Source organism: Sphingopyxis sp. P8 (genome assembly GCF_020622175.1).
Classification (GTDB): domain Bacteria; phylum Pseudomonadota; class Alphaproteobacteria; order Sphingomonadales; family Sphingomonadaceae; genus Sphingopyxis; species Sphingopyxis jiangsuensis.
In genome coordinates, this window is sequence record NZ_JACNMK010000001.1 from 1250216 (window position 1) to 1262882 (window position 12667).

The 12667-nt window shown below is 66.4% G+C and carries 15 protein-coding genes; 6 read left to right on the plus strand and 9 right to left on the minus strand.

Going from position 1 to position 12667, the window contains the following annotated elements; genetic code table 11:
* Positions 1-24: 24 nt before the first annotated feature.
* Both gshB and H7692_RS06035 read left to right on the plus strand, forming a co-directional pair.
* Positions 25-975 (plus strand): glutathione synthase, encoded by a 951-nt coding sequence (gene gshB, locus H7692_RS06030; protein WP_201926763.1) that lies wholly within the window; start codon positions 25-27, stop codon positions 973-975.
* 53 nt (positions 976-1028) lie between these two features.
* Positions 1029-1637 carry a DedA family protein gene (locus H7692_RS06035; RefSeq protein WP_222135639.1) on the plus strand — a complete coding sequence of 203 codons (609 nt, stop codon included), beginning with the start codon at positions 1029-1031 and terminating at the stop codon, positions 1635-1637.
* Between the two features lie 84 nt (positions 1638-1721).
* On the opposite strand, the gene H7692_RS06040 is transcribed toward H7692_RS06035, so the two are convergent.
* The 6 genes from H7692_RS06040 to rph all read right to left on the minus strand — a co-directional run bounded on the left by H7692_RS06040 (position 1722) and on the right by rph (position 6677).
* Positions 1722-2618, minus strand: a complete 897-nt coding sequence (locus tag H7692_RS06040) for a tyrosine recombinase XerC (RefSeq protein ID WP_201926769.1) — start codon at positions 2616-2618, stop codon at positions 1722-1724.
* 101 nt (positions 2619-2719) lie between these two features.
* Positions 2720-3865: a radical SAM family heme chaperone HemW gene (hemW, locus tag H7692_RS06045; protein WP_222135638.1), complete on the minus strand. Its 1146-nt coding sequence runs from the start codon at positions 3863-3865 to the stop codon at positions 2720-2722.
* A gap of 4 nt (positions 3866-3869) precedes the next feature.
* Positions 3870-4793 (minus strand): hypothetical protein, encoded by a 924-nt coding sequence (locus H7692_RS06050; protein WP_201926773.1) that lies wholly within the window; start codon positions 4791-4793, stop codon positions 3870-3872.
* Between the two features lie 74 nt (positions 4794-4867).
* Positions 4868-5491 carry an RdgB/HAM1 family non-canonical purine NTP pyrophosphatase gene (gene rdgB / locus H7692_RS06055; protein ID WP_201926775.1) on the minus strand — a complete coding sequence of 208 codons (624 nt, stop codon included), beginning with the start codon at positions 5489-5491 and terminating at the stop codon, positions 4868-4870.
* Positions 5488-5889 (minus strand): endonuclease domain-containing protein, encoded by a 402-nt coding sequence (locus H7692_RS06060; protein WP_201926777.1) that lies wholly within the window; start codon positions 5887-5889, stop codon positions 5488-5490. Before H7692_RS06060 ends, rdgB begins: the two co-directional genes overlap by 4 nt.
* A gap of 71 nt (positions 5890-5960) precedes the next feature.
* Positions 5961-6677 carry a ribonuclease PH gene (gene rph / locus H7692_RS06065; RefSeq protein ID WP_201926779.1) on the minus strand — a complete coding sequence of 239 codons (717 nt, stop codon included), beginning with the start codon at positions 6675-6677 and terminating at the stop codon, positions 5961-5963.
* A 126-nt stretch (positions 6678-6803) separates the two neighbouring features.
* Between rph and hrcA the strand changes: the two genes are divergently transcribed.
* Together hrcA and grpE are read left to right on the plus strand one after the other, a co-directional pair.
* Positions 6804-7847 carry a heat-inducible transcriptional repressor HrcA gene (gene hrcA, locus H7692_RS06070; protein WP_222135637.1) on the plus strand — a complete coding sequence of 348 codons (1044 nt, stop codon included), beginning with the start codon at positions 6804-6806 and terminating at the stop codon, positions 7845-7847.
* A gap of 4 nt (positions 7848-7851) precedes the next feature.
* The gene (gene grpE / locus H7692_RS06075) at positions 7852-8403 is read left to right on the plus strand and encodes a nucleotide exchange factor GrpE (RefSeq protein WP_201926783.1); all 552 of its coding nucleotides are present in this window, start codon (positions 7852-7854) and stop codon (positions 8401-8403) included.
* Positions 8404-8437: 34 nt separating this feature from the next.
* On the opposite strand, the gene def is transcribed toward grpE, so the two are convergent.
* Both def and recR read right to left on the minus strand, forming a co-directional pair.
* Entirely contained in the window at positions 8438-8971 is a 534-nt protein-coding gene (gene def, locus H7692_RS06080; RefSeq protein WP_227339918.1) for a peptide deformylase, read from the minus strand.
* A 179-nt stretch (positions 8972-9150) separates the two neighbouring features.
* Positions 9151-9747: a recombination mediator RecR gene (recR, locus tag H7692_RS06085; protein WP_201926787.1), complete on the minus strand. Its 597-nt coding sequence runs from the start codon at positions 9745-9747 to the stop codon at positions 9151-9153.
* Between the two features lie 193 nt (positions 9748-9940).
* On the opposite strand from recR, the gene fmt reads away from it, so the two are divergent.
* Both fmt and truA read left to right on the plus strand, forming a co-directional pair.
* On the plus strand, positions 9941-10861 hold the full coding sequence (gene fmt / locus H7692_RS06090) for a methionyl-tRNA formyltransferase (RefSeq protein WP_201926789.1): 921 nt from the start codon (positions 9941-9943) through the stop codon (positions 10859-10861).
* A 115-nt stretch (positions 10862-10976) separates the two neighbouring features.
* On the plus strand, positions 10977-11717 hold the full coding sequence (gene truA / locus H7692_RS06095; protein WP_201926791.1) for a tRNA pseudouridine(38-40) synthase TruA: 741 nt from the start codon (positions 10977-10979) through the stop codon (positions 11715-11717).
* 177 nt (positions 11718-11894) lie between these two features.
* On the opposite strand, the gene H7692_RS06100 is transcribed toward truA, so the two are convergent.
* On the minus strand, positions 11895-12422 hold the full coding sequence (locus H7692_RS06100) for a CarD family transcriptional regulator (protein WP_201926793.1): 528 nt from the start codon (positions 12420-12422) through the stop codon (positions 11895-11897).
* Positions 12423-12667 lie beyond the last annotated feature (245 nt).

Sequence of the window (12667 nt, forward strand, 5' to 3'; positions counted from 1 at the left end):
CGCGCAGGCCAAAAGGAGAAGACAATGACCCTGCGCGCCGCGGTGCAAATGGACCCGATGGACGGCATCAACATCGCCGGCGACAGCAGCTTCGCATTGATGCTCAGCGCACAGGAACGCGGCTATTCGCTCTTCCACTATGACGTGCGCGGTCTGACGTGGGAGGCGGGACGGCTGACGACGCGCGCGCATCCGGTGCTCGACGTCAAGCGCGAGGCCGGCAATCATTATCGCTTCGGCGATGAAGTGACGCTCGACCTCCGGCGCGATGTCGATGTCGTGCTGATGCGGCAGGACCCGCCATTCGACCTCGGCTATCTGACCGGCACCTGGCTGCTCGAGCGGATTCGCGGCGAGACGCTGGTGGTCAACGATCCCGTGTCGGTGCGCAACGCGCCCGAGAAAGTCTATGTGCTCGATTTCGCCGACTATATGCCGCCGACGATGGTGACGCGCGACTTGGGCGCGGTGAAGGATTTCCAGAAGCGCTACGGCGCGGTCGTCATCAAGCCGCTGCACGGCAATGGCGGCAAGGCGGTGTTTCGCATCGACGCCGACGGCAGCAACCTCGGCGCGCTCGTCGAACTCTTCGGCCAGGTGTGGCCCGAACCCTTCATGGTCCAGCAATTCCTGCCGAGCGTGGCAAAGGGCGACAAGCGCATCGTACTCGTCGACGGCGAGGTCGCGGGCGCGATCAACCGCAAGCCAGGCGAGGGCGAGTTCCGCTCGAACCTTGCAGTCGGGGGTTATGCAGAGGCGACCGAGTTGACGTCGCGCGAACGGGAAATCTGCGACGCGCTCGGCCCGCAGCTTCGCGAGCGCGGGCTGATCTTCGTCGGCATCGACGTCATCGGCGGCGAATGGCTGACCGAGATCAACGTCACCTCGCCCACCGGCATCGTCGCCATCGATCGCTTCAACAACAGCGACACCGCGGGCATGATCTGGGACGCCATTGCACGGCGGATAGGGTAAGTCGTGCCCAACATCGGGGCATCTATCCGCACCTTTGCGGCGTTGACACCCCCATGACCGACTTCATCCTGAACCTGATCGAAAGCTGGGGCTACGCCGGCATTTTCGTCCTGATGGTCATCGAGAATGTTTTTCCGCCGATCCCCAGCGAGGTGATCATGGGGCTGGGCGGGATCGCCGCGGCGCAGGGACGGTTCGATTTCTGGACGCTCGTTGCGGTCGGGGTCGCGGGAACGACGCTCGGCAATTGGGTGTGGTACGGCATCGGGCGCTGGATCGGATATGAGCGCCTCAAGCCCTTCATCGACCGGCACGGTCGCTGGTTGACGCTCGACTGGAACGAGGTCGAGCGGCTCCACAACATCTTCCTCCGCTTCGGCCCCGGCATTGTATTCGTCGCGCGCTTCATGCCGGTGACGCGGACGATGGTGTCGCTGCCCGCGGGGATGGTGCGGATGCACCAGGGCAAGTTCCTGTTGTGGACCGCCGCGGGGTCGTCGATCTGGATCGCCGCGCTCGCGGGCGCGGGCAACTGGTTCGCGCGCAGCTTCGCCAATCTCGATGCGATTGTCGGCCCGCTCGCCCTCGTGGCAATCGGCTCGCTGGTGCTGTTCTATGTGTGGCGGGTTTTCACATGGAAACCGAAGGCCAAGGGAAAATAGCCGGGCCCTTGCTTTCCTTCAACCACGCCGACTGCTTGCGATCGAAAAGTGACATTCACAGTATCGTCACCCCCAAAACGGACGTCACGCCCGCGGGTGCGCGTTGCGATAGATGTCGAGCAGGTGCGCCGCGTCGACTCCGGTATAGACCTGCGTCGAGGCAAGGCTCGCATGGCCGAGCAATTCCTGCAGCGACCGTAAATCCGCCCCGCCCGCGAGCAGGTGCGTCGCAAAGCTGTGGCGCAGTGCGTGCGGCGTCGTCCGCTCGGGAAGCCCGAGCGCGCGCCGCGCCGAACGCACGCTCGCGCGCACGACGCCGGGCTGGAGCGCCCCGCCGCGCGCGCCGACGAATAGCGGCGCAGTCTTGGCGATCGGATAGGGACAAGCCTCGACATAGCGCGCCACCGCGTGCGCGACCGCGGGCAGCACCGGTACGATCCGCGTCTTGCCGCGCTTCCCCGTGACGCGCAGCGTCTCGCCGAGCGGCAGCGCCGCGCCAGTCAGCGCAAGCGCCTCGCCGATGCGCAAGCCAGCGCCATAAAGCATCAGCAGCAGCGCAAAATCGCGCGCCCCGACCCAGCCTTCGCGCGCATTGGCCTCGACATCCTGCGCAAGCGCCAGCGCCTCTTGCGGCGCGACGGGGCGCGGCAGCCCCTTTTTGACGCGCGGGCCGCGCATCGCGGGCACCTTCGCCTCGGACCCGCCGACGAAACGCAAGAAACCGCGCACCGCGCTCAGCTCGCGCGCTGCCGACGCATTACCGAGCCCCTCGGCGCGGCGCTCGGCCAGGAATGCGCGCAGATCGTTGGGCACGAGCGCCGCGAGCATCGCGGTATCGACTTCGCCGCCACGGTGGCGCGACAGAAAGGCGCAGAAGCGCTCGGCCGTCGCGATATATGCGCGGCGCGTATGCTCCGACCGGCGCTTTTCATGCGCCAGATGGGCGTCCCATGTGCGGATCAGATCGTCGGCCAACACCATCCCTTGATATCCGTTCGTGTCGAGCGAAGTCGAGACACCCCGAAGGCAAGCGCGAGGCCGAGGGGCATCTCGACTTCGTTCGATGCGACCGGCCTGAAAGCTTAGTGGGTCTTGACCACCTCGGAAAGGATGCTGTCGAGCAGCAAAATCCCCGCATCGGTGACGCGCAGCCGGTCGGCCTCGGCGCGCATCAGTCCCTGCCGTTCCAGCCGCGCCACCGCATTCACATCGACAAAGGCATCGCGGCCCAGCCCGCTGCGCGCCTCGACGCGCGCCAGGTCGATGCCCTCGGTCAAGCGCAGCCCCATCAGCATCGCCTCGGTCGCGCGTTCGTGCGCGGGCAGGTCGCTCTCCTGCTTCAGCCCATGGCTATTGCGCTCCACCGCCGACAGGAAATTCTCGGGCTTCTTGTGCCGCTCGGTTGCCTGCGCCAGCCGCCGCCCGTGCGCCCCCGGCCCGACCCCCGCATAGTCGCCATAGCGCCAATAGGTGAGGTTATGCCGGCTCTCCTCGCCCGGACGCGCATGGTTCGACACCTCGTAACGCGGCAGCCCCGCGGCGCGCGTGATCGCCTGCGTCGCGTCGAACAGGTCGGCAGCGACATCGCCGTCGGGGATGACGAGGTCGCCCTTTGCCGCGAGCGTCGCAAAGCGCGTCCCCGGCTCGATCGTGAGCTGATAGAGCGACAAATGCCCCGTCCCGAACCCGAGCGCGTCGGCAAGCTCGGCCTCCCACGCGGCGAGCGTCTGGCCGGGGCGCGCGTAGATGAGGTCGAAACTGACGCGCGCGAAATGCGCCTGCGCTGAGGCAATCGCGCGCCGCGCCTCGTCGCCGCTGTGCGCGCGGCCGAGGAAGGCCAGCACATCGGCGTCAAAGCTCTGCACGCCGATCGACACGCGATTGACCCCTGCCGCCGCGAGCGCCGCGAAATTGGCGACCTCGACCGAATTGGGATTGGCCTCCAGCGTGATTTCGCAATCGGCGGACACGCCCCACAGCGCTTCGGCTTCGGCGATCACCGCCGCGACCGTCGCAGGCGGCATCAGGCTGGGCGTCCCGCCCCCGAAGAAGATCGACGAGACCTTGCGTCCGGGCAAAAGCGCAGCTTCGTGCCGCAGATCGGCGAGCAGCGCGGCGCGCCACGCACCCTGATCGACAGCCTCGCGCACATGGCTGTTGAAGTCGCAATAGGGGCATTTCGACACGCAAAACGGCCAATGGACATAAAGGGCGAGCGGTTCGGCCATGCGATCAGCGCGACGCGGCGGCGGCAAGCAACTTCACGGCGCGCCATTCGGGCTCGCGAAAGGCGCGCTGCTGCCAATCGGGGACCAGCCGGTCGACGACCAGCATCAACGCCAGGCCTTCATCCTGGGCCCAGAACCGCCCCCCGCGGCGGGCTTCGTCCATCGCGCGCTGTGCACCGATCCCGGGGAGCGATGCGAAATGCCGATAGACAAGCCACTGCCCCATCCCTTCCATCGTGAGGAACACATCGTCGGCAACGGTCAGCCACGCGCGATCGTCCGTGAACCAGCGGGCGCGACGCGCGCGCATCAGCTCCAGCGCCTGCCCCGCCAGCGTCCGCGCTTCGCCGATATCGTCCGCAGACGCGGCGGCGAACAACATGTCGCGTTCCTGCCGGTAGGCGGCACCATAGGCTGCATCGGCTTCGAACAGCGCCTGCACGAAATCGTCTGAAAGCTCCTCGGTCTGTTCGGCTCCGAACCCTTCAAATGCGGCGTTCGCCAATGAAGATTGGCGTGTGTGCATGATCTCATGAAGGAACACGCCCTCCATCAGCACCTCGAGACCAAGCGCGCTGTCCACTCCGGCAGCGCGCCAGACGCTCGGAAGGCTCATCACAAAAGCCCCGCTGCCATCGGCAAAAGAGACCGGCCCCATCGGGAGCGGGTGACCGTCGTAGGTGGCCATGCCGTCGACATTTGCCTGCGAAACCAGCGCCCCGAAATCGCCATCGGGCAGGCGATAGGTGCAGTTGCCATCGAATACGACAATGTCGGGAAGCGGCTGGGCGACAAGGCGCAGCCAGTCGGTCTCGGCCGTTTTCCACAGCACGATCGACCGCGCGAGCCACGCGCGGTCCGCCTCCGCCATCCGGCAGCTCGGCTCCGCCGCGATGCTCGCCGCAGCCAACAGGAAAGAAAGAAACACGGATATCAGGCGCATTGCCGACCTCCAATCGCGCAAACTGGACCTCCGCACTGCCGCTGGCGAGGCCGCGCGCTTCAGAACGCCCCCGCCACCAGCTTTGCAAATGCGTCGGCACGGTGGCTGATCGCATGCTTTTCGGCGGGGTCGATTTCGGCAAAGGTCAGCGCGCTGCCCGTCGGCACGAACACCGGGTCATAGCCGAAGCCCATCGTCCCGCGCGGCGGCCAGGTCAGGCTGCCTTCGGCGCATCCCTCGAACACTTCGGCATGGCCGTCGGGCCAGGCGAGCGCCAGCGTGCAGACGAAACGCGCGCTGCGGTCGACGTCATGGCCTTGCTCGGCGAGCAGCCCTTCGACCTTGCCCATCGCCATATACCAGTCGCGGCCGGGCTCGCCCTCGAACCACTGCCGCTCGGCCCAGTCGGCGGTGTACACCCCCGGCCGCCCGTCAAGCGCCGCAACCTCGAGCCCGCTGTCGTCGGCAAGCGCGGGAAGGCCCGCCGCGTTCGCGCTGGCGTGCGCCTTGAGCAGCGCGTTTTCGCGAAAGCTCGTCCCCGTCTCCTCGGGCTCGGGCAGGCCAAGGTCGCCCGCCGACACGGGCTCGATGCCATAGGGCAAGAGCAATGCGCGAATCTCGCGCACCTTGCCCGCGTTGTGGCTGGCGATGACGAGTTTGCCGGGGGCGAGTTTGCGGCTCATAAAGCCCTCTCCCCCCGGGAGAGGGTTGGGTGAGGGGTTCCGGCGCCTGCGACAGCAATCAGGCGGCTACGCAAATCCTCCAACACACCCTCCATGTTTCGCATCACGTCGTTGTTCCAGTAACGGATGACCTGATAGCCGGCCGCCTGTAATCGCGCCGTCCGATCGGCATCGGTGCTGCTATCGGAGTGTTGGCCCCCGTCAAGCTCGACGATGATCCGCAATTCTTCGCAAAGAAAGTCTGCGATGAACCCCGCGACCGGCGATTGGCGCCGAAATTTGAAGCCGAGTATCTGCCGCCCGCGAAGCCATCGCCACAGGTGCTTTTCGGCCTCGGTCGCGTCGCGGCGAAGCTTCCGCGCGATGGGCGTGGACGGTTTGTGCTGCCGCTCGGTCACATCCCCTCACCTGCTGCGACTAGCCAGCAAGCTGGCAAGTCTCGCTTCCTCTCCCGACGGGAGAGGAAATCCTACCGCCCCGTCGCCTTGTCCTGCGCCGCGAAAATTTCGCCGCAGCCGATGCGCGCGAGGCGAAGGAGGCGGAGGAGGCCTTCCTCGTCATAGGTCGCGCCCTCGGCGCTCGCCTGCACCTCGACGATCTGGCCCTTGCCCGTCAGCACGAAATTGCCGTCGGCCTCCGCGACCGAATCCTCGTCATAATCGAGGTCGAGCACCGGCGTGCCCTTGTAGATGCCGCACGAGATCGCGCCGACCTTGTCCGCGATCGGGTCCCCGACGATTGCCTTGCTTTCCAGCAACTTGTCGACCGCGAGCCGCAACGCGACCCACGCGCCCGAGATCGAGGCGGTGCGCGTCCCGCCGTCGGCCTGGATCACGTCGCAATCGATCACGATCTGCCGCTCGCCCAGCTTTTGCATGTCGACCACGGCGCGCAGGCTGCGTCCGATGAGCCGCTGGATTTCCTGCGTCCGCCCCGACTGCTTTCCCTTCGCCGCCTCGCGGCTGCCGCGGGTGTGCGTCGCGCGGGGGAGCATGCCATATTCGGCGGTCACCCAGCCCTGCCCCTTGCCGCGCAGGAAGGGCGGCACCTTTTCCTCGACGCTCGCGGTGACCAGCACCTTGGTATTGCCAAAGCTGACGAGGACGCTGCCCTCGGCATGGATGGTGAAGGCGGTTTCGATGGCGATCGAACGCATCTGGTCGGGGGCGCGGCCGGAAGGGCGCATGGGGGATTCTCCTGTGGCTGTGTGCGGGGGCGCTTAGCGGCGATGCGGCGCGAGCGCAAACCCTCTGCCATCCTCGTTGAGGACTGCCAACTTGCCCCATCGCCCTCGCCATCCTAAATCCTTTGCATGAGCACACCGCCGATCCCCGAACTGACGACGCGCGCGCGCGACGTGTTCCGACTGGTGGTCGATGCCTATCTGGAGACCGGGCAGCCGGTCGGTTCGCGCACTTTGTCGAAGCTCGCCGCGCTCAACCTGTCGCCGGCGTCGATCCGCAACGTGATGCAGGATCTCGAGGAGTTCGGCCTGCTCGCCAGCCCGCACACCAGTGCGGGCCGCCTGCCGACCGAACAGGGGCTGCGCCTCTTCGTCGACGGGATGATGCAGGTCGCCGAACCGTCGGCCGAAGACCGCGCGCAGATCGAGGCGAGTCTGTCCGAAGGCGGACCGATCGAAAGCGCCCTCGCCCACGCGACCGCCGCGCTGTCGGGCCTGTCGGCCTGCGCTGGGCTGGTGCTGGTGCCCAAGCACGAACGCGTGCTGAAGCAGCTTGCCTTCGTGCCGCTGTCGGCGGCCCAGACGCTCGTCGTGCTCGTCGCGGGCGACGGCGCGGTCGAGAATCGCGTGATCGACATCCCGCCGGGGCTAAACCCCTCGGCCCTCGTCGAAGCGGGCAATTATATTTCGGCGACGCTATCCGGCCTGACGCTCGACGAAGCGATGGTGCGCGTGCACCGCGAGATCGAGGCCGAGCGCATCGCGATCGACCGCGCGGCGCAGGATCTTGTGTCGCGCGGCCTCGCGGTCTGGTCGTCCGACGGCTCCGACCGCCCGGTGCTGATCGTGCGCGGGCAGGCGAACCTGCTCGACGACAGCGCCGTCGGCGATCTCGACCGCGTGCGGCAGCTGCTCGACGAACTCGAAACGAAGCAGGACATCGCGCAGCTGCTCGACAGCGCGCGCGAAGGCAGCGCGACGCGCATCTTCATCGGGTCCGAAAACAAGCTCTTTTCGCTGTCGGGATCGTCGGTTATCGCCGCGCCCTATCGCGGCGGCGACGGGCGCGTGGTCGGCGTTGTCGGGGTTATCGGCCCGACGCGCTTGAACTATGCGCGCATCGTTCCCATGGTGGACTTCACCGCACAATCACTCTCCAAACTGATACGATAGGTCTATGACAAACACCGAAAATGACACGCCCGTCGAGGACGGCGCGACCGAAGATACCGAAGCTGCAGAAGCCGTCGCGGCCGAACCGCAGGACGAAGCGGCGGACGCTGCCGAACAGATTGCCGCGCTGCAGCAGGACCTGCTCTATGCGCGCGCCGAGACGCAGAATGTCACGCGCCGCAAGGACAAGGAAATCGCCGACGCGCACGCCTATGCCGCGACCAAATTCGCGCGCGACATATTGTCGGTCGCCGACAATCTGGGCCGTGCGCTCGCCTCGCTGGGCGAGGAGCAACGCGCGAACGAGGCGATCAAGCCGCTCGTCACCGGGCTCGAGGCGACCGAGCGCGAGCTGATGAGCGTGTTCGAACGCCACGGCATCACGCGCATCGCCGCGATCGGCCTGCCGCTCGACCCCAACCAGCATCAGGCGATGCTCGAAATTCCGAGCGACAAGGAGCCCGGCACGATCGTGCAGGAAATGCAGGCGGGATATATGATGAAAGACCGCCTGCTGCGCCCCGCGATGGTCGGGGTCGCCAAGAAGCCGGATTGATGACCTACCCCCTCTCCCCTTGTGGGAGAGGGTGCTACGCCGCCTTGCGCAGCTTCGCGAGCTTCTTCAGCACCATCTCGCGCTTCAGCCGCGACAGATGGTCGATGAACAGGATGCCCTCCAGATGGTCATGCTCGTGCTGGATGCATGTCGCCATCAGGCCGGTCATGCGCTCCTTGTGGTGCTTGCCCTCGACATCCTGCCAGTCGACGGTGACCTCGGCGGGGCGCGTCACCTCGGCATATTGTTCGGGGACCGACAGGCAGCCTTCCTGATAGACGCTATGCTCCTCCGAAAAGTCGGAGAAGACGGGGTTGATGAACACGCGCGGGTCGCGGATCACCTTCTTGCCCTCTTCGTCCTCGGGATCGGCTTCCTGCAGGTCGATAACCAGGATGCGTTTCGCCATCCCGACCTGGATCGCCGCCAGCCCGATACCGGGCGCGTCGTACATCGTCTCGAACATGTCGGCGACAAGCTGCTTCAGCTCGGCATCGAACGTCTCGACGGGCTTCGAAATGACGCGCAGCCGGGGGTCCGGCGTCTCGATGATGGGTAGGATGGCCATGGGGGCTCAGGTATGGTCGAGGGGGCGTTTGGTCAAGGGGGCGCGCAACAGGTCCGTGACCGCAACACCGTCATTGCGAGCACAGCGAAGCAATCTCCGGCGACCGGCCTCACGCAGCGACGATAGCTGGGGATTGCCGCGTCGCTACGCTCATCGCAATGACGAATGCGAATGCGGTATCACCCCACCGGCCGCCGCGCCCTGAGCGCCTGCGCCAGCGTCCCCTCATCGAGATAATCCAGCTCGCCGCCCACCGGCAGACCGTGCGCGAGCTGCGTCAGCCGCACCGGATAGCCCTCCAGCCGCTCGGCGAGATAATGCGCGGTCGTCTGCCCCTCCAGCGTCGCGTTCATTGCGAGCACGACCTCGTCGATGCCGCCCGCCGCGACGCGCGCGACGAGGGCGTCGATGCTGAGATCCTGCGGTCGCACCCCCTCCAGCGCCGAGAGCCGCCCGCCGAGCACATGATATTTTCCGGGAAACAGCCGCGACTTGTCGAGCGCCCACAGGTCCGACACCTCCTCGACGACACACAGGCTGCGCGCGTCACGGCGCGGGTCGGCGCAGATCGCGCACGGGTCCTGCGTGTCGACATTGCCGCAAATGCCGCAGGTGACGAGCCGCTCGGCCACCGTCTGCAGCGCCGCGAGCAAGGGCACAAACGCGCTCTCGCGCTTTTTCATCAGGTGCAGCACCGCCCGCCGCGCCGACCGCGGGCCGAGGCCGGGGAGCCGGGCGAGTTGCTGGACGAGCGCTTCGATTTCGGTGGACGCCATGCGGCGGTGGTAGTGGCTGCGGGCGCCACCCGCAATATCCCCAATCCCACCTCCTTCGTCACCCCGGGCTTGACCCGGGGTCCCGCTGTCGGCCGCTCAATTTAAAGCGGGACCCCGGGTCAAGCCCGGGGTGACAATTCAAGGAACCCATCGCCCTTGCACTCCCCCCCATCCTCCGCCAAAGCCCGCACCCATGCGTATCGCCTTCATGGGAACGCCGCCCTTTGCGGTGCCGACGCTCGCTGCGCTTCACGCGGCGGGGCATGATATTGCGGCGGTCTATACCCAGCCGCCGCGCCCCGCGCAGCGCGGCAAGAAGCTGCAGCAAAGCGCGGTCCACAATTGGGCCGAAGCGCACGGCCTGTCGGTGCGCACGCCCAAGAGCCTGAAGGATGCGACGGCGCAGGCCGAATTCGCCGCGCTGAACCTCGATGCCGCGGTGGTCGCGGCCTATGGCCTGATCCTGCCGCAAGCGATCCTCGACGCGCCGCGCCACGGCTGCCTCAACGTCCACGGTTCGGTCCTGCCGCGCTGGCGCGGCGCGGCGCCGGTGCAGCGCACGATCCTTGCGGGCGATGCCGAAACGGGCGTCACGATCATGCAGATGGACGCAGGGCTCGACACCGGCGGCATGCGGCTGATCGGGCGGACGCCGGTCGATGGCAAGAGTGCGGGCGACCTCACCGACGAACTTGCCGACATGGGCGCGGCGCTGATGGTGCAGGCGCTCGGCAAGCTTACCGCCTATCCGCCCGAACCGCAGCCCGATGCGGGCGCGACGTACGCGGCCAAGATCGACAAGAGCGAGGCGCGGCTCGATTTCCTGACGAGCGCAGTGCAGGTCGAACGCCAGATTCGTGCCTTCAACCCGATGCCGGGCGCCTTTTTCGAACTCGACGGCGAGCGGTTCAAGATATTGGCGGCCGAGGTCGTGCATCCTGCCGACACGGTCGTCGGGGCCGCGCCGGGGGTGGCGCTCGACGATGCGCTCACCATCGCCTGCAACCCCGGCGCGATCCGCGCGACCCGCATCCAGCGCGCGGGCAAGCCCGCGATGGACGCGACGGAGCTGCTGCGCGGGCGGGCGATCGCCAAGGGAACACGGCTCGCATGACCATGTTCCTCCCCCCTCGTCACCCCGGACTTTATCCGGGGTCCAGTCGCACGACGGTGGAAAAATGGCCCCCGGATCGAGTCCGGGGCGACGGCAATGGGCAATGGAAACGCCCATGACCCGCTTCGCCCTCACCATCGAATTCGACGGCCGCCCCTTCATGGGCTGGCAGCGCCAGTCGCACGGTCCCAGCGTCCAGCAGGCGATCGAGGAAGCGGTGACGCGCATCACCGGCGAGGAGGCCGCGGTGCATGGCGCGGGGCGCACCGACGCGGGGGTCCATGCGATCGCGATGCGCGCGCATGTCGACATCGACAAACCGCTCACGCCCTTCCGGCTGATGGAGGCGCTCAACGCGCAGCTTCGCCCTGCTCCCGTCGCGATCCTCGCGTGCGAGGAAGTGGCCGACGACTGGCACGCGCGATTCTCGTGCATCGGGCGCGCCTATGAATATCGCATCGTCAATCGCCGCGCGCCGCTGACGTGGGACAAGGGACTGTCGTGGCAGTTCGCCAAACCGCTGGATGCCGAGGCGATGCACGGCGCGGCACAAGCGCTCGTCGGACGCCATGATTTCACGACCTTTCGCTCGGTGCATTGCCAGGCCGAAAGCCCGGTCAAGACGCTCGACCGGATCAACGTCAGTCGCCACGGTGACGAGATCATCATCGAGACGGCGGCGCGCAGCTTTCTCCACCACCAGGTGCGCTCGATGGTCGGTTGCCTGTCAATGGTCGGCGAAGGCAAATGGTCGGCGCGCGATTTGAAGGCTGCGCTCGATGCCGCGGACCGCAGCGCGCTCGGCCTGAACGCACCGCCTGACGGGCTCTATTTCGTCGAGGCGCGCTATCCATAACAGCCGCGCTTCGTCACCCCGGACTTGATCCGGGGTTCATGACGGCAACGCCGCGGTGATGCCGGATCAAGCCTGTCCTGAGCATGTCGAAGGGTCCGGCATGCCGAAAGAATATCACGGGCGACGAAAAAGGGCGGCCCCGCAGGACCGCCCTTTTGTTGTGGCTATGCGCCCGGCTTACGCCTTTTCGGCGTAATAAAGCGGCGCATGTTCGTTCAGAATCTGCAGGATCTTCGCCTGCGCGGTCTTTTCGTCGCTTTCCTCCATCGCGGCGAGTTCGCGCGCGAGGCGGCTCGACGCCGCTTCGAAGATCTGGCGCTCCGAATAGCTCTGTTCGGGCTGGTCATCGGCGCGGAACAGGTCGCGCGTCACTTCGGCGATCGACACGAGGTCGCCCGAGTTGATCTTCGCTTCATATTCCTGCGCGCGGCGCGACCACATGGTGCGCTTGACCTTCGGTTTGGTCGTCAGAACCTGCAAAGCTTCCTTCAGCGTCTTGTCCGACGACAATTTGCGCATGCCCACGCCCTCGGCCTTGTTGGTCGGGACGCGCAGCGTCATTTTTTCCTTTTCAAAGCGAAGGACATACAGCTCGAGCTGCATGCCGGCGATTTCCGACTTCTGCAGTTCGATGACGCGCCCCACGCCATGCTTCGGATAAACGACATAGTCCCCAACTTCGAACAAAAGCGTGCTCGCGGACATTCAGCTTCCTTTCTTTGGCCTCGCCGGACGGAAGAGCGCGTACAAACCGATGCCTCCGGCCCTTGTTGAAGGGGGATTGGACATGCGGGCGGCGCTAGCCTGTCAAACTGGCAAGGGATTCAGCTCCATCGGGAGCGCCGACCATGCCCGACCCGGCGAGGGGAAGAGGCAGAATGTCGGCGCGTTGATATTTATTATAACAGATTCGCAACAAAATTGCCACCCCCGCACGGAAATCTGCGGCA